General features: G+C 63.4%; 21 protein-coding genes and 1 tRNA gene. 12 read left to right on the top strand and 10 right to left on the bottom strand.

The window, feature by feature from the left end:
* Window positions 1–16 precede the first annotated feature (16 nt).
* The 5 genes from phbB to sphantq_RS05865 all read left to right on the top strand — a co-directional run bounded on the left by phbB (window position 17) and on the right by sphantq_RS05865 (window position 5,050).
* Complete coding sequence (gene phbB, locus sphantq_RS05885) at window positions 17–739, top strand: acetoacetyl-CoA reductase (RefSeq protein ID WP_066605635.1); 723 nt, start codon at window positions 17–19, stop codon at window positions 737–739.
* On the top strand, window positions 739–1,050 hold the full coding sequence (locus sphantq_RS05880) for a ribbon-helix-helix domain-containing protein (protein ID WP_422917716.1): 312 nt from the start codon (window positions 739–741) through the stop codon (window positions 1,048–1,050). Before phbB ends, sphantq_RS05880 begins: the two co-directional genes overlap by 1 nt.
* A gap of 34 nt (window positions 1,051–1,084) precedes the next feature.
* A complete protein-coding gene (locus sphantq_RS05875) occupies window positions 1,085–3,403 on the top strand; it encodes a TonB-dependent receptor (protein WP_272799816.1) in 2,319 nt (772 codons plus the stop codon).
* Between the two features lie 174 nt (window positions 3,404–3,577).
* Window positions 3,578–4,351 (top strand): energy transducer TonB, encoded by a 774-nt coding sequence (locus sphantq_RS05870; protein WP_066604363.1) that lies wholly within the window; start codon window positions 3,578–3,580, stop codon window positions 4,349–4,351.
* Between the two features lie 15 nt (window positions 4,352–4,366).
* Window positions 4,367–5,050, top strand: coding sequence for a Fe2+-dependent dioxygenase (locus sphantq_RS05865; protein WP_066604357.1), 684 nt, complete (start codon window positions 4,367–4,369; stop codon window positions 5,048–5,050).
* A gap of 257 nt (window positions 5,051–5,307) precedes the next feature.
* On the opposite strand, the gene sphantq_RS05860 is transcribed toward sphantq_RS05865, so the two are convergent.
* The 4 genes from sphantq_RS05860 to sphantq_RS05845 form a co-directional block, all read right to left on the bottom strand.
* Window positions 5,308–6,171, bottom strand: a complete 864-nt coding sequence (locus tag sphantq_RS05860; RefSeq protein WP_272799815.1) for an FAD:protein FMN transferase — start codon at window positions 6,169–6,171, stop codon at window positions 5,308–5,310.
* 101 nt (window positions 6,172–6,272) lie between these two features.
* On the bottom strand, window positions 6,273–7,187 hold the full coding sequence (locus sphantq_RS05855; protein WP_272799814.1) for a DUF4198 domain-containing protein: 915 nt from the start codon (window positions 7,185–7,187) through the stop codon (window positions 6,273–6,275).
* Between the two features lie 13 nt (window positions 7,188–7,200).
* Window positions 7,201–7,731, bottom strand: a complete 531-nt coding sequence (locus sphantq_RS05850) for a DUF2271 domain-containing protein (RefSeq protein WP_066604354.1) — start codon at window positions 7,729–7,731, stop codon at window positions 7,201–7,203.
* Between the two features lie 17 nt (window positions 7,732–7,748).
* Window positions 7,749–8,393 carry a PepSY-associated TM helix domain-containing protein gene (locus sphantq_RS05845; protein ID WP_066604353.1) on the bottom strand — a complete coding sequence of 215 codons (645 nt, stop codon included), beginning with the start codon at window positions 8,391–8,393 and terminating at the stop codon, window positions 7,749–7,751.
* Window positions 8,394–8,680: 287 nt separating this feature from the next.
* Here sphantq_RS05845 and sphantq_RS05840 point away from each other — a divergent pair, with 287 nt between their 5' ends.
* A complete protein-coding gene (locus tag sphantq_RS05840) occupies window positions 8,681–9,670 on the top strand; it encodes an MlaA family lipoprotein (RefSeq protein WP_272800189.1) in 990 nt (329 codons plus the stop codon).
* 138 nt (window positions 9,671–9,808) lie between these two features.
* On the opposite strand, the gene sphantq_RS05835 is transcribed toward sphantq_RS05840, so the two are convergent.
* Together sphantq_RS05835 and sphantq_RS05830 are read right to left on the bottom strand one after the other, a co-directional pair.
* Window positions 9,809–14,473 carry an NAD-glutamate dehydrogenase gene (locus tag sphantq_RS05835; RefSeq protein WP_272799813.1) on the bottom strand — a complete coding sequence of 1,555 codons (4,665 nt, stop codon included), beginning with the start codon at window positions 14,471–14,473 and terminating at the stop codon, window positions 9,809–9,811.
* A 312-nt stretch (window positions 14,474–14,785) separates the two neighbouring features.
* Window positions 14,786–16,096: a PAS domain-containing protein gene (locus sphantq_RS05830; protein WP_272799812.1), complete on the bottom strand. Its 1,311-nt coding sequence runs from the start codon at window positions 16,094–16,096 to the stop codon at window positions 14,786–14,788.
* Between the two features lie 193 nt (window positions 16,097–16,289).
* On the opposite strand from sphantq_RS05830, the gene sphantq_RS05825 reads away from it, so the two are divergent.
* Window positions 16,290–16,362: transfer RNA gene (locus sphantq_RS05825), tRNA-Thr, on the top strand.
* A gap of 136 nt (window positions 16,363–16,498) precedes the next feature.
* Here sphantq_RS05825 and sphantq_RS05820 read toward each other — a convergent pair.
* From sphantq_RS05820 to sphantq_RS05810, 3 genes are read right to left on the bottom strand one after another with little or no spacing between them, the layout of a single operon-like run.
* Window positions 16,499–17,227 carry a hypothetical protein gene (locus tag sphantq_RS05820; protein ID WP_272799811.1) on the bottom strand — a complete coding sequence of 243 codons (729 nt, stop codon included), beginning with the start codon at window positions 17,225–17,227 and terminating at the stop codon, window positions 16,499–16,501.
* Entirely contained in the window at window positions 17,187–17,837 is a 651-nt protein-coding gene (locus sphantq_RS05815) for a Panacea domain-containing protein (RefSeq protein ID WP_272799810.1), read from the bottom strand. Before sphantq_RS05815 ends, sphantq_RS05820 begins: the two co-directional genes overlap by 41 nt.
* Complete coding sequence (locus sphantq_RS05810; RefSeq protein ID WP_272799809.1) at window positions 17,827–18,114, bottom strand: BrnT family toxin; 288 nt, start codon at window positions 18,112–18,114, stop codon at window positions 17,827–17,829. The genes sphantq_RS05815 and sphantq_RS05810 overlap by 11 nt, the downstream gene beginning before the upstream one ends.
* A gap of 496 nt (window positions 18,115–18,610) precedes the next feature.
* Between sphantq_RS05810 and sphantq_RS05805 the strand changes: the two genes are divergently transcribed.
* The 5 genes from sphantq_RS05805 (at window position 18,611) to sphantq_RS05785 (ending at window position 22,073) form a co-directional block, all read left to right on the top strand.
* Window positions 18,611–18,973 (top strand): hypothetical protein, encoded by a 363-nt coding sequence (locus sphantq_RS05805; protein ID WP_272799808.1) that lies wholly within the window; start codon window positions 18,611–18,613, stop codon window positions 18,971–18,973.
* A gap of 4 nt (window positions 18,974–18,977) precedes the next feature.
* A complete protein-coding gene (locus sphantq_RS05800) occupies window positions 18,978–19,187 on the top strand; it encodes a hypothetical protein (protein ID WP_272799807.1) in 210 nt (69 codons plus the stop codon).
* A gap of 61 nt (window positions 19,188–19,248) precedes the next feature.
* Window positions 19,249–20,763, top strand: coding sequence for an IS21 family transposase (istA, locus tag sphantq_RS05795; protein WP_125999130.1), 1,515 nt, complete (start codon window positions 19,249–19,251; stop codon window positions 20,761–20,763).
* The gene (gene istB / locus sphantq_RS05790) at window positions 20,750–21,478 is read left to right on the top strand and encodes an IS21-like element helper ATPase IstB (RefSeq protein WP_272798407.1); all 729 of its coding nucleotides are present in this window, start codon (window positions 20,750–20,752) and stop codon (window positions 21,476–21,478) included. Before istA ends, istB begins: the two co-directional genes overlap by 14 nt.
* 394 nt (window positions 21,479–21,872) lie before the next feature.
* Window positions 21,873–22,073, top strand: coding sequence for a hypothetical protein (locus tag sphantq_RS05785; protein WP_272799806.1), 201 nt, complete (start codon window positions 21,873–21,875; stop codon window positions 22,071–22,073).
* 364 nt (window positions 22,074–22,437) lie between these two features.
* Here sphantq_RS05785 and ilvD read toward each other — a convergent pair whose 3' ends face one another.
* Window positions 22,438–24,288, bottom strand: a complete 1,851-nt coding sequence (ilvD, locus tag sphantq_RS05780) for a dihydroxy-acid dehydratase (protein WP_272799805.1) — start codon at window positions 24,286–24,288, stop codon at window positions 22,438–22,440.
* Between the last annotated feature and the right edge of the window lie 165 nt (window positions 24,289–24,453).

Below are 24,453 nucleotides of genomic sequence, written 5' to 3'. Positions count from 1 at the left end.
GGAAGAGGATACGCATATGTCGAGAGTGGCGATCGTGACCGGCGGAACGCGCGGCATCGGCGAGGCGATCAGCCTGGCTTTGCAGGAGATGGGCTATACCGTCGCCGCCAACTATGGTGGCAATGAGGAGAAGGCGAAGGCCTTTACCGACAAGACCGGCATCGCGACCTTCAAATGGGACGTCGGCGATCACCAGGCTTGCCTCGACGGCTGCGCCGCGGTGACCGAAGCGTTGGGTCCGATCGACATCGTCGTCAACAATGCCGGCATCACCCGCGACGGCGTGCTCGCCAAGATGAGCTTCGACGATTGGAATGAGGTGATGCGCATCAACCTCGGCGGTTGCTTCAACATGTCGAAGGCGACCTTCGGCGGGATGCGGGAACGCGGCTGGGGCCGGATCGTCAATATCGGTTCGATCAACGGCCAGGCCGGACAATATGGCCAGGTCAACTATGCCGCCGCCAAGTCGGGCATTCACGGCTTCACCAAGGCGCTGGCGCAGGAAGGCGCCAAGTCCGGCATCACCGTCAACGCGATCGCGCCCGGCTATATAGACACCGACATGGTGGCCGCGGTCCCCGCGCCGGTGCTGGAGAAGATCGTCGCCAAAATCCCGGTCGGCCGCCTGGGCCAGGCCAGCGAAATCGCGCGTGGCGTCGCCTTCTTCTGTAGCGAGGAAGGCGGCTTCGTGACCGGCAGCACCTTGTCGATCAACGGCGGCCAGCACATGTATTGATGATGACGGGCGACCCTGACCATCCTTCGGGGTCGCCCTTCGCGCCGCCGGTCAAGCGGAGCGTGACCATTGCCGGACACCAGACTGCGATCAGCCTGGAGCCGATCTTCTGGGACGCCTTGCGTACCCATGCCTTGCGGCAAAATCTTCCGATCAACGCGCTGGTCGCCCGTATCGATGCTGCGCGGTTGGCCGCGCCGCATCCGCCCAATCTGGCCAGCGCCATCCGGTGCTGGCTGTTCGCTGGACATTTTGCGACAACGATAAGAATTATTCGCAATAGCGTTGACTCTGAGAAGGACTCTCAATAGCAGGCCCCCAACGACTAAAAGGGGATCTGAAACTATGTCGAAATCGGTGAGCATGACCTCGTTTCTGGCGATGGGTTGCGTCGGCGTGATGGCTTTTGCGACGACTGCGAACGCGCAAGAGGCGGAGCAGGGGCCCCGTCTGGGCGGCATGACCGTCACGGACACCGCAATCGAGGACGCTCCGGCCCGGCAGGAAAGCCCCAAGGCGACCCGCCCCGTCCGCGACACGCCGCAGACGATTACCATCCTGACCAACACCGTGATCGAGCAGCAGAATCTGTTGACGCTGCGCGACGTGTTGTCGACAGTGCCCGGCATCACCTTTGGCGCGGGCGAAGGCGGCGGGGGCTATGGCGACAGCATCACATTGCGCGGCTATTCGGCCAATACCGACATCACCACCGACGGCGTGCGCGACAGCGCCCAGTACAGCCGCACCGACAGTTTCAACACCGAACAGATCGAAGTCACCAACGGCGCCAATTCGGTCACCGCCGGGTCCGGCTCTGTCGGCGGTTCGATCAATATCGTGACCAAGCGGCCCAAAGCCGACACGCAGGTCGTCGCCAATGCCGGCATCGGCACCGACAATTATTATCGCGCCGCGATCGACGCCAATGTTCGCGCCAGCGAATTCATCGCTTTTCGCATCAATGCGATGGCGCACAAGAATGACGTGCCGGGCCGCGATGTCGAGGATTATAAACGCTGGGGCGTGGCACCGTCGATCACCTTCGGCATCGAAAGCCCGACCCGCCTGACGCTGCAATATCTGCATCAGGAAGACGAAAATACCCCCCAATATGGCGCGCCCTATGTGGCCGCGCTGGGCGGTTTGCTGCCGGGCGCCGACAGCACCGACTATTTCGGTTATCGCAATGTCGATACGCAGGAAACCAATGTCGATCAGCTGACGGCCATTTTTGAACATGATTTCAGCGATACGGTCAGTATCCGTAACCTGACCCGCTGGCAAGATGTGACCCAGTTCACCGTCGTCAATCCGCCACAGGGCACCTATTGCCTGGCCAACGGAGCACTGCCCAATGGCGATGCCTGTCCTGCGACGGTTCCGGCCGGTTATTATCTGCCCAGCGGCCCACGCGGGACCACCCGCGATTCGCGCAACCAGCTCGCCTTCAACCAGCTCGACCTGCGGGCTGTGGCGAACACCGGCGGGATCGAACATACGATCGTGTTGGGTACGGCGGTGACGTGGGAGAAATATGACCTCCGGTCGGGCAACAGCCTGCGCAATGCGGACGGCACGGCAGCTTTCAGCGCTTATCCGCTGATGAACGTCGCCAATCCCAACGCGATCGTGACCGGCCCGGACGGTTTCACTTATGGCAGCAACATCTATACCGGCCCAGTCAACTTCATCCCGACGGCGGCGCAGACCGGCGAGCTGGAAAATTACGCTGTCTATCTGTTCGACACGATGAAGCTGACCGACCAGTTCGAGCTGACCGGCGGCCTTCGCTATGAAAAGAACAAGGGCAGCTATCGCGCCGACACGATCGTCGGCGCAACCGCCACCAGCATGGGGACGGTGACGCCCGGCACGACCTTCCGCAACGAGGATGACCTGTTTTCCTACCGCGTCGGCCTCAATTACAAGCCGGTCGAAGCGATCAGCCTCTATGCCGCCTATGGCAACAGCAAGACCCCGTCCAAGACTTCGGTCAATGGATCCTGCACCGCGGCGTCGTGCAACGTGAAGCCGGAATCGGCGGTCAATTATGAAATCGGCGCCAAGGCGGAATTGGGCGAAGGCGTTCTGCTGACGGCAGCGCTGTTTCGCAACGAGCGTAGCAATTTCCGCGTGACCGGCATCGTGAGCGACGACAATCCGCTGGGTGAAATGCAGTTGGACGGCAAGTCGCGGGTCGATGGCGTCGCGCTGGGCGTCAATGGCCAGATCACGCCCAATTGGACCGTCACCGCCAATTATACCTACCTGGACAGCAAGATCATCCAGAGCGTCGCGGATGGGGAGGTCGATCCGCTGTCGGGTGCGGAACTGACCAATGTGCCGACACATTCGGGCAGCTTCTTCACCACCTATGCGCTGCCCTTCGGCCTGAAAATCGGCTATGGCTTCACCTATCAGGGCAAGTTCGATCTCAATTCGGCGACGACCGGCGCCATCTATCAGGTGGATGATTATCTGATCCACAATGCGATGCTGGCCTATGACTTCACGCCGGGTCTGTCCGCCCAGCTCAATGTGAAGAATTTCACCGACAAGACCTATTATACTGGGGTTCGCAACGGCGCGCAGACGTCGGCCCAGTGGGCGCGGGTCGGAGAAGGACGGGCGGCGATCCTGACTCTGGGCTATAAATTCTGATCCAATCCCCCGGTCCAACCGGCCGGGGGGGCAGGATGGGCGGCGACAGGCTCCGGTTTGCGCCAGCGTCCCTGCATGGCCCGATCGAAAGCCTTCGCAAACATCGCAATTGATTCGCATTAGGCTTCACGCTATTGCGAACCGCCACAGGGTCACGCAAAGGGAGGCACTGGCATGTTGCAGGCGGCCAGCCAGCCGATTGAGGATTATGATGGTGCGCCGGAGCAGGTCGTCGCCCTCGCGCCTGTTGCAGCCCTGCCTCCGTCGGCCTCCGTGGCGTCTTCCGCCGATCGCTATGGCGCCCGGTCCCGCCCCAACGTCCCGGCCATCGTCGCCATCCTGGTCGTCCACGCATTGTTGATCGGCGCATTGATTCAGGTGCGCAACCACGTGCAGCGGACGGAGGCGGCCAAGCTGACGGTGGTGAACCTGTCGCCGCCGCCCCCTCCGCCGCCCGCAGCGGAAACGCCCCCGCCGCCGCCTTCCGCGCCGCAAGTGGTCGCGCCGCCGCCGATCGTGCAGACGCCGGCGCCGCCGGTGCCAACCGTCCAGACATCGCCCGAACCCGTGCCCGTGCAGGCGGCCGCGCCGGTCACCGTCATCGCGCCGGGACCAAGCACGTCGGTCGCCGCGCCGCCGGCCCCGCCCAGCATGGTGCAGGGCGGCGATCTGGGCGCCCAGATGGTCGCGGGCAAGCCGCCCCGCTATCCCATCGACAGCCGCCGCAAGCGCGAGCAGGGGACGGTGGTGCTGACCATCACCCTAGCAATGGATGGCGGGGTGGAGAGCATCGTCGTCAGCCAGAGCAGCGGTTTCGCCCGGCTCGACGATGCCGCCAGGGATGCGGTCAAGGGCTGGCGCTGGAAGCCGACCATCCGGGGCGGGCAGCCGGTCCGAGTTCGGGGCGTGGTCGAAATCCCTTTCATTCTGCGCACCGATGCCGCCTAACGGACACGCTTTTTCATGTTGATCGCCATCCCCGACCTGATCGACCCCGCTGGCGTCGCCGCTATCCGTGCCATCATCGACGCTGGTGATTGGGTGGATGGCAACATCACGTCAGGCCATCAGTCGGCGTTGGCCAAGCGCAACCTGCAATTGCCCGAAGATTCGCCTGCCGCGCAAGAGGCGCAGCAGATCGTCTTCGATGCCGTTGGCCAAAACCCGCTGTTCATCGCGGCGGCGCTGCCGCAGCGCATCTTCCCGCCGCTGTTCAACAGCTATGCCGGTGGGCAGGCGTTCGGCACCCATGTCGACAATGCGATCCGCATCCGCAAGGGCACGACATTCCGGGTGCGGTCCGACCTGTCCATGACCGTGTTTCTGGAAGACCCGGCGGCTTATGATGGCGGCGAACTGACGGTGGAAACCCATTATGGTGTCCAACAGATCAAGCTGCCCGCCGGTCATGCGGTGCTTTATCCCTCTTCCTCGCTGCACCGGGTCGAGCCGGTGACGCGCGGGCGGCGTGTGGCGAGTTTCTTCTGGGTCCAGTCGATGGTGCGGGATGATAGCGCGCGCCAGACCCTGTTCGATCTGGACAGCAGCATCCAGCAGCTTGCCGAAACCCTCGGCCATGACGATGCGCAGGTCATCCGGCTGACTGGCGTCTATCATAATTTGCTGCGGCGCTGGGCCGACGCCTGACGAGCGCTGTGGGGGGCGATGATGCGCCATGATCGGGCGCGCCGAAGTTCACACCGTTGTCGGACTTTTTCGGGCAATCGTACCGCCCAGGCCCCTGTGACGCCATCGCGCGGACAGACCAGAGAAAATCCTACATTGGAACATTTGTGATCACTGGTTTTGCAGCGACCGGCTGCAAATCCCCAACGGTTGTTAAAAATCGGAGAATGGTGGGAATCCACCTCAATTCGCCATTCTCGATCACCGGATTAGCGCCATCACTCCAGCATCGCCGCCAGCGCGGGGGTCATATATTCCTGCGCGCCGTCGCCCGTGCGCTGCACGAGGCGGGCGGCGAGATCGTGGCGGGTGGCCAGCGCCATGCCACGGTCGGCTCCCATGACGGTGATGGCGGTGGCCCATGCGTCGGCCCTCATGGCGCTGTCGTGCAGGACGGTGACGGAAGCGACGCCGGGCGCGATCGGGGCGCCGGTCGCGGGATCGATGCTGTGGGACAGACGCGCGCCGTCTTCGAGGCGGAAGCGGCGATAGTCGCCGGAGGTGGCGACGCATTGGCCGCACAGCGCGATGCGGAGCGTGGGGACGGCGAGGTCGGGCGGGGATTCGACATCGACCCACCAGGGCTGGATGTCGGGCTTGATGCCTTCCCCGCGCAGCTCGCCGCCGATTTCGATCAGGAAATTGGCGACGCCCATGGCGCGCAACTGCGCGGCGGCGGCATCGACGGCGAAACCCTTGGCGATGCCGGAAAAGTCGAGCGCGACGTCGGCGCGGCGGCGGGCGCGATCCCCTTCCACCTCTATGCGGGTCCAGAGGGCGGTGACGGACGCGGCGGTCGGACCAAGGCCGGGGCCGAAGCCCCATCGGTCGACGAGCTGGCCGATAGCGGGATCGAAGGCGCCGCCCGACAGCCGCGCCATGTCCAGCCCGGCGCGCAGCACGGTCAGCATGTCGGCGGGCAGCGGCATCCAAGCGCCCACGGCCATGCGGTTGAAACGGCTGATCGTGGAGTCCGCTTCCCAATTGCTCATCTGGTCGATGACGCGGGCCAGCACCGCTTCGATGGCGCTTTCAGAGCGGGCGGGCGGATCGACGATCTGCGCCGACCAGCTAGTTCCCATGGTGGGGCCGCCATAAGTGACGATAGCGCCCCTGCGCTGTCGCCCGACAAACTGGTCGGGCGACAGGCCGGGCGCTATCGCGATGCGGACGCCATGGGTGCTCAGCCCTGCACCTCGATCGTCATGGCGTAGGTGGCGCGGTCCTGCGGCGGACCCATGGGTGGGCGGGGGCCGCCCTGGCCTTCGCCGCCCGCCGGACCCTGTGGGCCGCGAGCACCGGGGCCGCCAGGGCCACCGGGACCACCAGGGCCACCCTCGCCGCCGCGACGGCCGCCCGTGCTGACGCTGACCCAATACATGCCTGCGTCCGGCCAGGTCAGCGTGACCTTGCCCTCTGCATCGGTCTTGGCGTCCATTTGCTTGAGATCCTGGCGATAGCGCACGCCGCCGGCGATGGCGGTGACGTCCAGACCAGCCGCTGGCTTGCCGTTCAGCAGGAACTGGAAGGTGGCCGGCTCGCCCACGGCCGCATCATTGGGATGAGTGACGGGCACCATTTCCAGCCCCTTGCCGGTCGGCTTGAAAATGTCGCGGGTCGGTTCGCCGGCGCTGACGAAAGTTTCGATCCGCGTCATCGCCTGGGCTGTCTGGACGTCGGTGGCGCCCTGCGGGACGGCGGTGGCGAGCGTCGCGGGCGTGGTGCCGCGCGGCAGCATCTTGCGTTCCCCGTTCAGCATGAAGCTGCCCATCACCGCGACATTGGTGATGGCGATCTTGTAGCTGCCCTTGGCCTTGACCGGCACGTCGAAGGTTTCGCGCAGCTTGCCGACGGAGCGGTTTTCCGCGGGAACGATCGATCCGTCGGGGGCGGTGACGACCGGTTCCCAATCCTGCCCCGGATGATCGAAATAGAAGAGGTCGGTGGAGATGGCGGCATCGACCGTCAGCCATTCATTGCCGGTGCCGGCGAACATGGTTTCGGACGGCAGCATCCAGGGACGCGGCGCGGCGCCGGCCGTGGATGGCAGGGCAAGCGCAGCCCCCGCCGCGAGCAGCAGCGTGCGGAATTTCATCATGACCTGCATCCCCTTAGCGTGAAACGACGACATTGACGGCGCCCAGCTCGGCCGAGCCGGTGGCGCTACCCTTCGCGCCCGATGCGCCGATGGTCAGCGGGACGCGCACAACTTCGCGACCACCCACTTCGCGCGCGGCTTCGACCACCAGCGTATATTTGCCGGGCGCGAGGTTCGGCATTCCGCCCTTGCCGGCGGTGAAGCTGAGCTTGTGCGTGCCCGGCGCGCGGGTCGCGCCGCTGACGCCGTCGGCAGGCAGGCTGAGCGCACGGCCCGATGCCCGCCACCAGCTACGCACGTCGCGCAGCCATTTGACGCCGGCATTGTTGCGCTTGTCGACGTCGTACAGGATCGACAGGGTGCGGGCGGGCGCGCCCTCCTTCTCGATCCAGATCGCGACATAGGGACGGTGATATTCGGCGACCGACAGGCGCGGCAGGGTGAGGGTGACGTCGAGCGTCTGCGCGGTCGCGGGGCCGGCAAGCGCTCCGGCCGCGCCCAGCGTCGCGCTGCCCGTCAGGATAAGCGTGTGGCGGATCTGCATGAGCGGAAAATTCCCCTTTAGTGGATGAAGATGATGGCGAGAAGCGCCGGAAGGGCGAGGCCGATCGCGACCAGCGGCCAGGTGCTGGGCCGTTTCTTGGCGTGAAGCTGGAGCAGCACCAGGCCGGTCAGCGCGAAGACGAAGCAGGCGATCGAGAAAATATCGATGAACCATTTCCACACGCCGCCGGCATTGCGACCCTTGTGCAGATCGTTGAGATAGCTGATCCAGCCGCGGCTGGTGCTTTCGCTGGTGACGGCGCCGCTGTGCCGGTCGATCGATACCCAGCCATCGCCACCGGGGCGGGGCAGGGCCAGATAGATTTCATCGGCGGACCATTCGGCATTGCCGACGCCCGGCAGGCCCACCGATTTTTCGACCCATGTCGCGACGGGCGCGGGCAGGGGCTTCTTCGCGTCGGGCGCGTCATTGGCGGCGACCTGTTGCAGCAGGTCGGCGGGCAGGGTGGCGCTCTTTTCGATGGTCCGGGGCGATGCTTCGACATCGGCGGCGTGATTGAGGGTGATGCCGGTAAAGGCGAAAAGCAGCAGGCCGATCAGGCTGACGGCCGAACTCACCCAATGCCAGGTATGGAGCTGCTTCATCCAGAAGGCCTTGGCGCTCTTCTTCCTGGTCGTCTGGATGCGGGCGGTTCCGTGCATGGGGTGGGATATGTCCTGCGCTATGATGATCCTCGCATAACGCGAACGACTCGCAGTTGCAAACGAGTCGCAGCAGGAAATTGTATCAAAATGTAAGGAGAGCCGGATCGGGATGCGACAAGAGGCCCCTTCCGGCCGATCTATGGCGTGGCCTTGCTATTGACGACCATGGCCACCACCTCTAGCCGCACTGTATGCCTGATGTAACACGGATTATATGTCCGGTATGTCACGGATTTTGATAGCCGCGCGGGGGGAGAGCGCGTGGCTGCTGCTAGGACATGACTATGCTATTGCCGGCCGTAGCTGCGGGAATGATGATGATCGGGACGCAGGCGGAAGCCGCCGCGCCGCAACTGGCCGTGGCCGCAGAAGTCGCGGGTGGGGTGCAGGATGCAGCGCCGTCCGTCACTCCCGCCGCCCCGGCGCAGGCACCCACGCAACCTGTCGCTGCCCCGCCGCTCGCCCCACAGGGCGACGCGGCGCAGGACATCGTGGTCACCGGCGACAAGGGCGCGCCCAAGGGCGACCCGCTGGAGCAGCTCAACGCCAAGAGTTTCGAGGCGGTGCAGTCGGTCGACAAGGCGGTCGTGGAGCCGGTGGCGAAGGCCTATAACAAGGGCCTGCCGCGCCCGGTGCGCAAGGGGTTGCGCAACTTCTTTTCGAACCTGGGCGAACCGATCGTGGCGGCCGCCTATCTGTTGCAGTTCAAACCGGGCAAGGCGTTCGAGACGGCCGGGCGCTTTGGCGTCAATACGACGCTGGGTTTCGTCGGGATGTTCGATGTGGCCAAGCGCAAGCCGTTCAACCTGCCCCATCGCGACAATGGCATTGCCAATACTTTGGGTTTCTACGGCGTAGGGCCGGGGCCGTATATGTATTTGCCGGTCGTCGGGCCGACCACGTTGCGCGACATCATCGGCGATACGGCGGACAAGATGATCCTGCCTTTCGCCTTGGGCGGCAGATTCTTCAAGCCGGCCTATGTCATTCCCGCGACGATCCTGAACCAGTTGGGCGAGCGCGCCGCATTCGACGAGACGATCACGGCGATCCGCAAGGAAGACGATCCCTATACCGTCTACAAGACGCTGTACCTGAAACAGCGTAAGGCGGAGATCGAAGCGCTGCACGGGCGCGTGTCGGCGGAGCCGGTTGTGCCCATCTATGGCGACGGCCTGCGCACGCCGGGCAAGAAAGATGCGCCCAAGGTCGTGTTACCCGATCCCTATGCGGACGATGATGCCGCCGAACCGGCGTCGGACGCGCCGCAATAAAGCTTGTATTCGCGCGACACGGAAAGAGCGTCATTCTCGCGAAGAGAATGACGCTCTTTCTGTTGGCGGCTAAGGCATGGCGTGTTCCCAGATCAGACGGCAGGACTGGGTTCAGGCCTTCGCCGGAACGCCCGTCTCTTACCGCCCCAGCAGGCCGCGCGCCTGGCCTGCTATCTCGGCGAGCATTGCGACGTTGGGCGTCGCGGCCGCCTTGGCGCGCTGGACCAGGGTGCGGAACTGGCGGACGCGGGCGCCCTTGGCCTGCAACCAGTTCTCGACATGGGTGACGATATCCTTCCCCTTCCCCTGGGCCAGGAAATCGAGCCGGACCTGCTGCATGTCGCGGGCGACGCCGGAAATGAGCAGCCGTTCCCACGGATCGGTCGGCTCCATCCGCGCGGCCGCGGACTGGACCCAGTCGATGCCGACCGCTTCGCCCAGATGGGTGAAGGCGCGGGTGAGCGCGACTTCCTCCACGCCCATGCGCGCGGCGAGAGCGGCGATGCCGACCGCGCCGTCTAGCTTGAACAGCCCCGCCGTGCGCAGCGCCAGGGTTTCGGGCGCGCCAAGGCCGAGCAGCCGGTCGGTGACGGCATTGGTGCGACGCTGCGCCTCGCTGGTCAGCAGATCGTCGACCTGGGCGGCCAGGGTGCCGACGCCCTTGGACAGGCGATCATGCCCTTCGCTGGGCAGCGTCCCGGCGGGCAGGGCGCGCAATATGTCTGCAATCTGCGCGCGCATGCCGCCCGCGATATCGCTGAACAGGGCGAGGCGGGCGCCTTCCGACATGTCCGCCGCGTCGATATCCGCCCAGAGCGCGCCGATGTCGTAAAGCCGTTCGGCGATCAGGAAGGCGCTGGCAAGGTCGGCCATCGAACAGCCTTCTTCTTCCGCCAGTTCGAACGGATGGATGAGGCCCAGGCGATTGACGATACGGTTGGCGACCTTGGTGGCGATGATTTCCTTGCGCAGCGCATGGGCGGCGATGGCATCGGCTTCCTTCTTCTGCATTGCGGCGGGGAAGGCGGCCATGAGCTCGCCGGTCATGCTGTCGTCGGTCGCCAGATCGCCATGTTCGATCGCATCCTGCAACGCCAGCTTGGCGGTCGAGAGCAGGACGGCCAGTTCAGGGCGGGTCAGCCCCTGGCCGTCTTGGCCGCGACGCAGCAACTGGTCGTTGGCGGCCAGCCCTTCAACCTGACGGTCGAGCCGGCCGGTTTCCTCGAACGTCTCGATCAGGCGGACATAGGAGGCAAGGTCGGCCGCGCCGCCCGCTTCGGCGATGGAAAGGCCGAGCGCCTGGAGGCGGTTATCCTCCAGCACGATGTCGCCGACCGCGTCGGTCATGCTTTCGAGCAGTGCGTTGCGCTTGTCGAAGGGTAGGCGACCCTCGATCATCTCCTTGTTCAGCGCGATCTTGATGTTCACTTCGTTGTCCGAACAGTCAACGCCAGCGCTATTGTCGATGAAGTCGGTGTTGATCCGGCCGCCATGGAGCGAGAAGGCGATGCGGCCAGCCTGGGTGACGCCCAGATTTGCGCCTTCGCCCACCACCTTGACGCGCAGTTGTTCGGCGTTGATGCGCAGGCGGTCGTTGGCGGGATCGCCGACATCGCCATGGCTTTGCCCCGCGGCCTTTACATAAGTGCCAATGCCGCCGAACCAGAGCAGGTCGGCCGGCGCCTTCAAGATGGCGGAGATCAGCGCGGCCGGCTCCATTTCCTTGTCGGTGACGTCGAGCACAGTCTGCATTTCGGGCGTCAGCGCGATACGCTTGAGGCTGCGCGAGAAGACGCCGCCGCCCTTGGAGATGAGCGCCTTGTCATAATCCTCCCAGCTGGAGCGGGGCAGGGCGAACATCCGGTGGCGCTCTTCCCAACTCTTCGCCGGATCGGGCGTGGGATCGAAGAAGATGTGGCGATGGTCAAAGGCGGCGACCAGTTTGATCGCCTTGCTGAGCAACATGCCGTTGCCGAACACGTCGCCCGACATGTCGCCGCAGCCCACGACGCTGACCGGTTCGCTCTGCACATCGATGCCCATTTCGGCGAAGTGACGCTGTACGCTGATCCAGGCGCCGCGCGCGGTGATGCCCATCGCCTTGTGATCGTAACCGTTGGAGCCGCCGCTGGCGAAGGCGTCGCCCAGCCAGAAATCGCGGTCCAGCGCGATCGCGTTGGCGACGTCGGAGAAGGTGGCGGTGCCCTTGTCCGCCGCGACGACGAAATAGGGATCATCGCCGTCGTTGATGACGACTTGCGCGGGGTGCTTCACCTTGTTCTTCACGATATTGTCGGTGATCGACAGCAGGGACCGAATGAAGATGCGATAGCTTTCCGTGCCTTCGGCCAGCCAGGCGTCGCGATCGACCTGGGGGCTGGGCAATTGCTTGGGATAGAAGCCGCCCTTCGCGCCGGTCGGCACGATGACGGCGTTCTTGACCCTCTGCGCCTTCATCAGGCCCAGGATTTCGGTGCGGAAATCGTCGCGCCGGTCTGACCAGCGCAGCCCGCCGCGGGCCACCGGACCGGCGCGCAGGTGGATGCCCTCCACGCGGGGCGAATAGACCCAGATTTCGCGCCAGGGGAGGGGCGCGGGCAGGCCGGGCACCTGCGCGCTGTCGAGCTTGAACGCCAGCGCTTCCTGCGCCGCAGGGGCGTAGAAATTGGTGCGCAGCGTGGCGGTGATGACGGCGCGCAGCAGGCGCAGCACGCGGTCCTCGTCGATTGCGGTGACCTGCTCCAGACCCGCCTCGATTGCCGCCTGAGCCTGGGCGATCCGGTCGGCCGCGCCGTCCTGCGCGGCGGGATCATGCAGCGCTTCGAACAGGTTGATGAGGTTGGCTGTGACGCCTTGCGCCTTGCGCAGCGTTTCGGCGAAGGTCGCCATGCCATAGGCGACGCCGGTCTGCCGCAGATAGCGGTAGAGCGCGCGGAACAGCACGACCGAGCGCGGCGACAGGCTGGCGGTGACGATCAGTTCGTTGAACCGGTCGTTTTCGGCGCGTCCTTCGAGTACCTGCGCGATCGCCTCTGTCACGACGCCGGCGCGCGCCACGACTGCCTGCGCGTCGCCGCCGGCGGGCAGTTCCAGCACGAAACGCTGGACATGGCCGAGCGCGCCATTGTCGACCGCGGTGGTCATTTCCTCGATCACGCGGAAACCGAAATTCTCGAACACCGGCACCACTTCGGACAGGGCGACCGTATGGCTGCTGTAGAGTTTGAGCCGCAGGCGTTCGTTGCAGTCTTCCGCGTTGCGATAGATTCGGATCGACTTGTCACCTTCACCCGACAGGCCGTGAAGCAGGCGAATGTCGATCGCGGCCTCAAGCGGGCCAGCGCCATTGCGATAGGCGAGCGGGAAGCCGGGAGCGAAACGCTGCGCGAGCGCTGCGGCGCGGCCAGCTTCCTCTGTTTCGGCGAGCGCTTCCTCGACGGCCGGCACCCAGCCGCGCACCATTTGCTTGAGCTGACGGTCGAGCGCGGCGTCATCGGGCACTACCCCGCCTTCGCGCAGGTCGAGCGTGATGCGCAGCAGCGCCAGGCCGCCTTCCTCCAGCGCGATCGACCAGCTGAGCACCGGGCCGTTCGCCGCCTGCGCGAGCATATCCTGCACCGCTACGCGACGGGCGGTCGACAATTCGTCGCGCGGCAGCCACACGAAGGCATAGAGATGGCGGGCCAGTGCGCTGGTGGCGAGCGCCAGCTTCGGGCGTGGCCGGTCGGTCAGCGACATGAAGGTCAGCGCCAGCCGCTCCAGCGTTTCGCGGTCGAAGCCGATGGTGATGTCGTGCGGCAGGGCGGTCAGCGCATGGGCCAGCGTCTTGCCGGCATGGCCGAGCGGATCGAAGCCGAACTTGTCCATCAGGGTCGAGAGCGCCGAGCGGAGCAGCGGCACCTTGTCCGGGGTCGCCGACAGGCCGGTGCTGGTCCACATGCCGGCGTGGATCGACAGCGCCTTGACCTCCTTTCCGTCCCGCACCGGAATGATGACCAGGTCGAGCAGCACCAGGCGATGCACGCGCGAGATGCGGCTGGATTTGATGATAAGGGGCGTGCGCTTGCCTTCCTCGAACCAGGAGAAGGCTGCCTCCAGCGAGGCGGGGGCGATCAGCGGCCTGTCATGCCGGGTGCAGATGCCGAGCGGCGCGCTGCTGCCGCCGTCCCGCTGGATGATCTCATGCCCGGTCTGGGTGAAATGCCGCGCCAGGAACCAGCGCAGCAGGGCCGCGCCTTCCTCGTCCGGCACGGCGTCCGCATCGGCGGCCATGGCCGCCTGCATCTTGGGCCAGTCCGCCACGGCGGCGCGTACGTCTGCCAGCGTCTCCTGCAACGATTTTTCCAGCGCGCGGCGCGCCTTCGCGTCGGCCCTGTCGGTTTCGACATAGATCATGGATTCGCGCCGCGCGCCGGGCGTGTCGTCGTCCAATATGGCGGACAGCGCGCCGTCGCCGTCGCGCGTCACCGACAGAACGGGATGGAACAGGCGGTGAATGGTGATGTCGGCCGCAGCCAGCGTATTGGCGATGGAATCGACCAGAAACGGCATGTCGTCATTGACGATGGCCAGGCGCATGAAGCGGCCATTGGCGCCTTCGCCCAGCGTTTCGACCATGATCGCGGCCTGGCCCGCCTTGCGCCCATTGGCGGCGCGTCCGAGGAAAGCGGCGGCGGCGGCCAGCGCTGCCGCGTCAAACCCCTCGCTTTCGCCGGGCAGGGCGCCCCGGCTGAGAGCGCCTTCCAGCGCCTCATGGATGGTCTTGTCGACTTCCTTGTTCTTCGCTTCCGCCAGCGCCGTCATTCGCTCACCTCTCAACGCGGTTCTAACCGCTTCGATCTTAACGGAGGAGGTGCTGGATCGCCGCCATGCGACTCCTCGGCTTTAGGAGCGCCTATATGCGCCCGGCCAGGAGTCGGCTCAACCCTAGCGGGAAATAAAATTTCTGATCCTTGAAATTAAATGACGAAACGCATCGCGGCCCGCGCGGAGGGCGCGGGGCCTGTCACTGGGGGCGACTATCAACCAGCCTGCGCCGCATGTCGAGGCTCGATGCGGCGCTATGTGCAGCATTTCACCATGAATGCTGGCGTTATGGCGGCGGGAGATGCCGTGTCAGCGCGCCGCGGCGCTGATCACCCGCTGGTTGAGGTCGCTATGCCCCGGCAGCGCGGCGACGATCGCCAGCGTGCCGTCGGCTTCGCGCCGGGCGATGACGACGGCCAGGCCATCCGCATCGGTGGCGACTGCGACCGGATCGAGCGCGGCGGCGGCCTTGACCCTGTCGCGCGCCACCTGACGGCGATCGGGCTTGGCTGGCTTCTGCGATCGGCGCAACGCGCGCTCGTCGCGCACCAGCGCCTTGAGGCCGCCGGCATAAGCGGACAGATAGGCGGCGAGCGATCCGACGCTGAGCCGGGCCGTCAGCGCATGATCCAGCGCGGTGGCATATTCGGTGATGCGCGTCTTGTCATAGGTCGCGCCGAAGACCAGTTTGATGACCGCGGTCATGGGGCTGCGCGCCTGCGCCTTGATGCCATAATCGTGCAGCAGTTCGGCATAATCGTCGGGACGGACCTGCGCGACCTGCGCGAAGTCGTAGGACAGGCTGACGGCGCGATAGAGGGCGGCGTGGCTGCGCGCTTCGCTGATGCGCACGCGCGCGGCGCCGTCGCGGGCGATCGCCAGCCAGTCGGCGAGCGGCGCGTCCTGCCTCGGACATTCCATGCCGGTGAGGTCGAGCGTGTCGTCCTCTTCCTCTTCGATGTCGAACGCCAGGCTGTTGCTCTGCTGATCGGCGGCCGGGCCATCGGCCCAGATGGGCGCGGCGTCGCGCGCGGCGGGCGCGCTGCGCATCGCTTCGTCGACTTCCAGCGCCAGCGCGTCGGACAGGCTGCGGCTGGCCAGTTCTTTCCAGTTGATGACGCCGAATACGAAGTCGATCGTCTCGTCATCGGATGAGAAAGGCATCAATATGCCGCGATACATGATCTCCGCGCCGCGCTGATTGACGAACTCGGCCTCGAAACCGATAGGCGCGGCATTGGCGATGATCTGCAGATAATGGTCGGTCAGGCGCGATAGCAGCGAGCGGGCGGGGACGTCATCGATATAGTCGATCGTCCCCTCAATCTCGCACTCCTGGCGCAGCGCGGTGCCGAGATAGACGATGGCGGGATTGTCGAGGCCGACGCTGAAGTCGAGCAACACCGAATGTGGGCCGAAATCCTCCAACTGGTCGGGATTGAGATCCTCGATCGAGGGTAGGGCGCGATCACCCAGCAGCGAGGCCCAATAATTATAGGCGCGCACCTGCATCCGCCGCTCATCGGAAATGACGGCAGGGGGCGTTTCGATCAGCGCGTCGCCGGCATAGTCGAAATCGTCCTCGTCATTGGCGGCGTCGCGCCCCCGCAGCGTGTCCATCCGATCGTCCTAACCTCAGGTCAAAAATACTATTCCGGGATTCGACAGTGGCACGGGATGGTAAATTTCGTGTAAACAGGGCGAGTGCGATCGGGCGGGGCGAGGCGGTTGCGGCGTGGGTCGAAAAAAGGGGCGGGGGCGGGAAATGCCCGCTTGTCCTTCGCCCCGTCCGCTGTTATCTGCCCGCCCGAACGCCGCTTTAGCTCAGTTGGTAGAGCATCGCATTCGTAATGCGGGGGTCACAGGTTCAAGTCCTGTAAGCGGCACCGTCCCCTCAGTAGGGAAATCCAGGAAAACCTAGCGAAAGTGCCTTTCAGCGTATGGCTGGGAGGTTAGCTGGTTTATGTGCCTTTGGGTTGATCTCCATAGTTTCCCAGTGGGTGGAGCGTGGGGCGTCGGGTATCATTCCCCTCGAAGCGTTCGCACTACTTCCGTGACAGCTTGCCCGTAGCGCTGGAATTGATCGTGCAACTCGTGGTCGGTTAAGAACGGAAAATCTCGTACCCACCAATCGTTAATGATGCGGGTGTTTGTCAGCTTTGATCGGGGTGTGCGAACTATTAGGGCGTTCGAACCCATAAAGTCCTGTTGCGTCAAGATTGCGTTATGGACGACCGTAGAAAGTAGTCTCTTTTGATAACTTGTAAGTTGTCGCGAAGCCCACCCTATCATGAAAACCGGCGTCGGTTTTCCTTCCGAGAGAATTGTGAAGGTCGGAACGACTGGAACCGTTATGGTCGATCCATCGATGGTCCTCCCGATCGGATATGGTGACCTGAAATCCTTAAATGTTGGCAATCCATCGAGATGACTGGACTGCGCGTAGCTGTAGAAAACGGGTATTATCTCTCTCGCCGCTGCGCGGGTCAGCGGGTGCCTAATGCCATCAACGCACTTCATCGCCTGTTCAAAAGAGATGCGGTCGGTAACAATCGCTTCGCAGATTGAGTAGACACCGCCCAAAGAATGCTTTGGGGGAACTTGCGCGAATCTCAGGAGGCCATTTTTTGTTTTGTCTAATCGACGATGATTATGGCTCACCCAGTTGGCAACTGAGGGAGGGCGTAAAATTCGCTTAACTGCCTGCTCGCTATTTTTCATCCGACCCACGCCGTTCAGGCGCATGCTCAAAAATAATTGCTGGAGTTATTTCCATACCGGGATTCGATTGGCCATGATAGTGCCAAACTACATACCAAGGCCCCCCCGTTGCGTGAGATACTTCGCGCAAGACGGAAGCTGAAAGTTTGCCGAAAGAATTGACGATGTCTTCAAGAAAATTTTCGTCTTCAGGTTCGAGCTGCTCATAAGCTAGGATCATGGCGCGATCTTTCACGGAGAATTTCTTCGCTCGATCTGTGATGACTTTGTCGCCAAATGATTGGAACGACTGGTATATCTCTCGAAACACAGGTCCGTGTGACCACGCCTCAATGCGCGCTGGTGTTAGTAAAATATTCCGATCCACTAGCGAGCGCTCAACCGCAAAATACACCAGCTTGTTTAAAGCTAAGTTCGAATAAGTTTTACCGATCGCCTGTCCGCGCGCGAGAAACCAATTGGCTATGGCCCGGACGTCGTACCCTCGTTGAACGGTCGGCTGCTCTGCGAAAAGGCCACGGCTGGCTCCACTCCAGTCTAATACCTCCGGCGAATCACTAGTGTCGATGTCGGCTTCCGACAACAGGGCAAGCTGTTGGAGTTCTGCCAGCAGTTCCGGGTTCATCGCTTTATCGACCATATTCATATGCTTGGCGTTCGCGCGCCGTCGCCTTCCTAGCGCTTATGATGCGCCCGACCAACCGCTCAGATCCTTCTGGAAGCGTGTGGACAACAAAAAGGACAACCTGCCCTACAAGACCAAGGGTGCGCCATCGATCGCCAGATTCGTGCGGATCAGGCATTGATAGCTGGCATGGGTCGCAAAAGACCAGCCGGGCCAAATCAAACGAAACAGAGTGCTTGCGCTTGTTCAATATTGCTTTGTTTGGGTCCCAAACCCAATCGAATGTTGTCACGATGCTCCCGACGCAGTCGGTATCTAATCGAAAAAAGCTTCGTTGCGATGGTATCAGGAAACTGAGCGCCAAACAAGAATTTCACTATGCGCGAAATCCAGCATCTTATATGAATAGGCGGCAGCAAACGCCTATTGCGAAGCTGCTCTAATCCCGCCAGAAAAGCTCTGCCTTCCGTGAAAGCCGGAGGGTGGGGCGTAGGAACCCCTAAACTGTAGGAACTCGGTCGCCAGATTTTGGAGGCCGGGTGGCATGCGCGCATGTCCAGCCGGTTCGCCGGTAAAGGCGCATGCGCCTGTGCCTACGGTCAGGTTCCTAACATCCGGCTTCGGCCGTCGCTCCGAGAGGTACATAGGGCGACGCGAGGTTGAAGCCGAAGGTCGCTCTCCATGCGTGAGGGGGCGAGCAGTGATTCATTTTCAGCGATAGCGATGCTGCCTGTTCAGCCGCGCCCGGCCGGGTTGCGGTTCATCACCTCACATGAATGGAAAATTCGATGAACAAGATCATGCCCATGGTGTGTCTGGCGCTCCTTGCCGCCTGCACCACACCTGCCGATGTCTCGCAGCCCTTGACGGCTGACGGCGACAAGAATGCCAAGTTCGACATCAAGGACACAGTAAACGGGTTCACCATCGACGTGAGCTATTCCCGTTACCAGTTCGTGCCGGAAGCCGAGGCCCTGTTGATATCGTGCCGATCGATTTCCACCACCCGCGCCTATGAGGAGGCCAAGCGCCGGGGGAAGGAAATTCAGCCCATCAATGAACAGAACCTTCGCGTCTCGACCGGCCGGAACATCCTCAATGGTCGCACCTCCTGCCGCGCCTTTGTCGAAGCCGTCTGGAAGGAGGGGTAAGCCGATGCGCAACTATCGCATCATCGTCATGGTCGTGGCGACCCTGACATTGGCTGCTTGCGATCGCAACAGGAGTGCAGCCGAAGATACCGTGCGGGAGAGCCTGAAAGACCCCGATTCCGCTAAATTTGGTGACTTCTACTATAACGAGAAGACCCAGAAGTGTGGATCGGCGTGCAAAAAGGACCCCGTTAGCGGGGTGATCGGCGTCTAAAAGGGACCCCTCATTTCGATGGTTTAAGCAGCCGGCTGGATTTTCAGGCGGCGAGATCGGGATGTTGGTTTTGGAGACAGTTTTACGGATCCGGCGCGAGTATGCCGGAGGCAAGGCGATCAAGGCGATCGCACGGGATCTGCATGTGTCGCGGAAGGTCATCCGCAAAGCGGTCCGAGCGCCGGAGGGCGCCTTTGATTATCAGCGCAAGGTTCAGCCGCTGCCCAGGATCGGTCCGTTTCAGGAGCGCCTGAACACGCTGCTGGAAGAGAACGAGCTGCGCGGCAGGCGTGACCGGCTGCGGATGACGCGGATCCATGACCTGCTGGTGCGCGAAGGCTTTGAGGGTTCTTACGATGCGGTGCGGCGCTATACGACGCGCTGGAAGATCGAGCGGCGCAAAGATGCCGGCGATGGTGTCACGGCCTTCATCCCGCTGATGTTCAGGCCAGGCGAGGCCTACCAGTTCGACTGGAGCCATGAAGATGTTGAGATCGCCGGGGCACCGATGCGGGTGAAGGTCGCGCATATGCGACTGTGTGCCTCACGCGCGGTCTATGTCCGGGCTTATCCTCGTGAGAGCCAGGAGATGCTGTTCGACGCGCATGCGCGCGGCTTTGCTTTCTTCGGCGGCGTGCCAGGGCGCGGCATCTACGATAATATGAAGACGGCTGTGACGAGCGTGTTCACCGGCAAGGAACGCGTCTTCAACCGGCGGTTCCTGATCATGACCGACCATTATATGGTCGAGCCCACGGCCTGCTCGCCTGCGGCGGGATGGGAGAAGGGTCAGGTCGAGAACCAGGTGCAGACGATCCGGGGTCGCTTCTTCCAGCCCCGGTTGCGGTTCGCCAGTCTCGAAGAGCTCAATGGCTGGCTGGAGGCCGAGTGTCGGCGCTGGGCGGAACGGCAGCCCCATCCCGAACAGGGAGAGCTGACCGTGGCGCAGATGCTGGAGATCGAACGATCTGCGCTGCAGCCGATGCTGGGACCGTTCGACGGCTTCAATGAGAGCGAGCATGCTGTGACCGGCACCTGCCTGATCAGCTTCGACCGCAATCGCTACTCGGTGCTATCGACGGTGGCACGACGCACGGTGCAGGTCCGCGCCTATGCCGATCGCATCGTCGTTCGCTGCGGCGAAGAGGTTGTCGCTGAACATCCTCGCTACTTTGGGCGCAACCGCACGATCTATGACCCCTGGCATTATCTGCCAGTGCTGGCCCGCAAGCCTGGCGCGCTGCGGAACGGTGCCCCCTTCCAGGACTGGGATCTGCCACCGGCGCTTGCCCGCCTGCGCCGCAAGCTGGGTAATGGCGACGATGCCGATCGCCGGTTCGTCCGTGTGTTGTCGGCCGTACTGACCGATGGCCTGGAGCCTGTCGAAGCCGCTGTGCGTGAGGCACTGGCGACGGGCACGGCAAGCGACGACCTGATCCTCAACATCCTGGCACGACGCCGGGAACCGCCGCGTCCTCTGACGATCATCACCTCCGAGGATAGCGCTCTGCGCCATCCCCCGATCGCCGACTGTGCCCGTTACGACCAGCTGAGGACCTTCGATGCAGCGGCATGATATGATCGAGGCCATGCGCGGGCTTGGACTCAAGGGCATGGCGGGCGCGTTCGACGATGCCGTCACCACCGGCCTTCAGCGCCAGCGCACCACCATGGAGATACTGACCGATCTCCTGCGAGCGGAGGCGACGCATCGTCATGCCGCGTCGATCCGATACCGGATGGCCGCTGCCAGGCTGCCAGTCGTAAAGGACATCGATGCCTTCCGGTTCGAGGGTACCCCGATCAACGAGGGGCTTGTGCGTTCATTGCACAGCGGCGCGTTCCTGCCCGCACGGCGCAATATCGTCCTGGTCGGCGGCACAGGCACAGGAAAGACCCATCTGGCCATCGCCATCACCGCCAATGTAGTGCGCTCCGGCGCCCGAGGCCGCTACTTCAACACGGTCGATCTGGTGACCCGCCTCGAAGAGGAGGCCAGGATCGGCAAGAGTGGCGCTCTCGCCGCCCAGCTATCCCGCCTCGATCTGATCGTGCTCGATGAACTGGGCTATCTGCCGTTCGCCCGATCAGGCGGCCAGCTGCTGTTCCACCTGATCAGCAAACTCTATGAGCAGACCAGCGTCATCATCACCACCAACCTCGCCTTTGGCGAGTGGCCCACCGTGTTCGGCGATCCCAAGATGACCACCGCGCTCCTCGACCGCGTCACCCATCATTGCGACATCGTCGAGACCGGCAATGACAGCTGGCGCTTCAAAAACCGCAGCTGATCCCCCCCAGCACCGATCAATTAGAAGATGTTTTGCGCTGCGCGCGCCTCCGGTCGGGCTACGCCCTCCCTACGCCGCGCGCAGCGCAAGGAAGCCCGTCACATCAACGCTCCGCCATCCTGACAGGGGGTCCCTTTTGCGCGCTGATAAGGGGTCCCGTTTGCACGCCGATTGACATCTCACCGCCGAAAATAGCAGTCGATACGCCGTTGCTTCCTGCTGGCCTGCTGGGACCTGTCAGCCTTGTTCCCCTCGTGCGCCGAAAACTATAACGGCGTTGGTGCAAGTCACAACCAGGCGACAATCGACCACGGGACAAGGCCGGAGGCGCTCTAGGATTGTTTCTCAAACCCACGTCGCGTATCTTATCGAGATGGTTGACGAAGGAATGGCGATGGTGCCGGAGTCCGTCCGCCGCGCGCGCAGCCACGATGTCGCCTATCGAGAATTGGTCGAACCCGTCACATCGCCCATAATCATGAGCCATCGCTTTGGCGATCACTCACCAGAAATGGCCGTTCTGACGGAAGTCGTCGTCAGAAATTATGCGGGTTGGGGATATGAAACCCCCACAGCGATACATGATTTAGAGTAATGCAATAGGTTGCAGACAATAAATATGCGGAAGCCCTGCTTATATCGGCCCTATATATGTCGCGAAGACCGTCGCCCGGATCGCGATAGTAGCCTCGACCGATTTGCGCGCATTTATCAACGCTTCGATCGGCGCGCTCCTAAGAATATAGGCGATTCGCCATATCGACAAACTGGTAGCGAAGGCGATCAGGAGCGATACATAAGATGGTCGAAGTCCGCCATCAATCGGCCGCCAACAAATGGTTGCCGTCCATCCATCTTTTGCCTCTACGCGGCGCCATTTTCCCCGTCATTATGCTTGGCGGGCATTGACGCCGCCCGATCCGTCGCGCCTGTCGGCAGCGACGGACCTGGCGACCGGATCAGCGCTCGATCTGGCTGACGTCGCGGACCGCGCCCTTGGCGGCGTTGGTGGTCATGGCGGCATAGGCGCGCAGGGCGGGTGAGACTTCGCGCTTGCGGCCGAAGGGCTTCCAGGCCTTCGCCCCCCGCGATTCCATTTCCGCGCGGCGCTCGGCCAGCAGCGCGTCGTCCAGATCGACCTTGATGACGCGAGCGGGAATGTCGATCACGATCGGGTCGCCGGTCTGCACCAGCGCGATCAGGCCGCCCTCGGCCGCTTCGGGGGAGACATGGCCGATCGACAGGCCCGACGTGCCGCCGGAAAAGCGGCCGTCGGTGATCAGCGCGCAGGCCTTGCCGAGCCCCTTCGACTTCAGATAGCTGGTCGGGTAGAGCATTTCCTGCATGCCGGGACCGCCCTTTGGCCCTTCATAGCGGATAACGACGACGTCCTTTTCCTTGACTTCGTTGCCCAGGATGCCCGCGACCGCCGCGTCCTGGCTTTCATAGACGCGCGCGGTGCCGTGGAAGACGAGGATGCTCTCGTCCACGCCCGCCGTCTTGACGATGCAGCCTTCGGGCGCGAGGTTGCCGAACAGCACGGCCAGGCCGCCATCCTTGGAGAAGGCATGGTCGGCCGAGCGGATCACGCCCTTTTCGCGGTCGGTGTCCAGTTCTTCCCAGCGCTCCGACTGGCTGAACGCGGTCTGGGTCGGCACGCCGCCGGGCGCGGCGCGGTAGAAGTTGCGCACGTCCTCGCTATTGGTGCGGCCGATGTCCCAGCGCGCGAGCGCGGCGGCCATGGTCGGCGCATGGACGGTCGGCAGGCTGGCGTCGATCAGGCCGGCGCGCTCCAGTTCGCCCAATATCGCCATGATGCCGCCGGCGCGATGGACATCCTCCATATGGACGTCGCTCTTGGCGGGCGCGACCTTGCACAGGCACGGCACCCGGCGCGACAGGCGATCGATGTCGGCCATGGTGAAGTTGATCCCGCCTTCATAGGCGGCGGCGAGCAGATGCAGCACCGTGTTGGACGACCCGCCCATGGCGATGTCCAGGCTCATCGCATTTTCGAACGCGGCGAAATTGGCGATGCTGCGCGGCAGGACGCTCTCGTCGTCCTGTTCATAATAGCGCTTGGTGATGTCGACGATGACATGACCGGCTTCGCGGAACAGCCGCTCGCGGTCCGAATGGGTCGCCAGCGTGGAGCCATTGCCCGGCAGCGAGAGGCCCAGGGCTTCGGTCAGGCAGTTCATCGAATTGGCGGTGAACATGCCCGAACAACTGCCGCAGGTCGGGCAGGCGGAGCGCTCGATCGTCTGCACTTCTTCGTCAGTGTAATTTTCGTCGGCGGCGACGACCATCGCGTCGACCAGGTCGAGCGCGACCTTCTTGCCGCGCACCGTGGCCTTGCCCGCTTCCATCGGCCCGCCCGACACGAAGACGACGGGGATGTTGAGGCGCATCGCGGCCATCAACATGCCGGGCGTGATCTTGTCGCAGTTGGAGATGCAGACGATCGCGTCGGCGCAATGGGCGTTGACCATATATTCGACGCTGTCGGCGATGAGGTCGCGACTGGGCAGCGAATAGAGCATCCCGCCATGGCCCATGGCGATGCCGTCATCGACAGCGATGGTGTTGAATTCCTTGGCGACGCCGCCGGCCGCCTCGATCTCCCGCGCGACAAGCTGGCCCAGATCCTTCAGATGGACATGGCCCGGCACGAACTGGGTGAATGAATTGGCAATGGCGATGATCGGCTTGCCGAAATCCTCGTCCTTCATGCCCGTCGCGCGCCAAAGCCCGCGCGCGCCCGCCATATTGCGGCCGTGGGTGGTGGTGCGGGAGCGGTAGGCGGGCATTGCACAGAGTCCTTCAGAAGATCGTCGCGGTCCCTCTACAGGGGCGGGCGACGGTGTGAAACATATTATTCCTCTTATGCGCCCTTGTCGCGCTTTTGGCGCGCCATGGTGCAGCCGCTGGGTCATTTTGTTGCGAGCAATGCGCCGGAACGGACAGCGCGATGT

The organism is Sphingobium sp. AntQ-1, assembly GCF_028538045.1.
Classification (GTDB): Bacteria; Pseudomonadota; Alphaproteobacteria; order Sphingomonadales; family Sphingomonadaceae; genus Sphingobium; species Sphingobium cupriresistens.
Note: the sequence above shows the minus strand (reverse complement) of the source record. Positions and strands in the feature narration are given on the sequence as shown.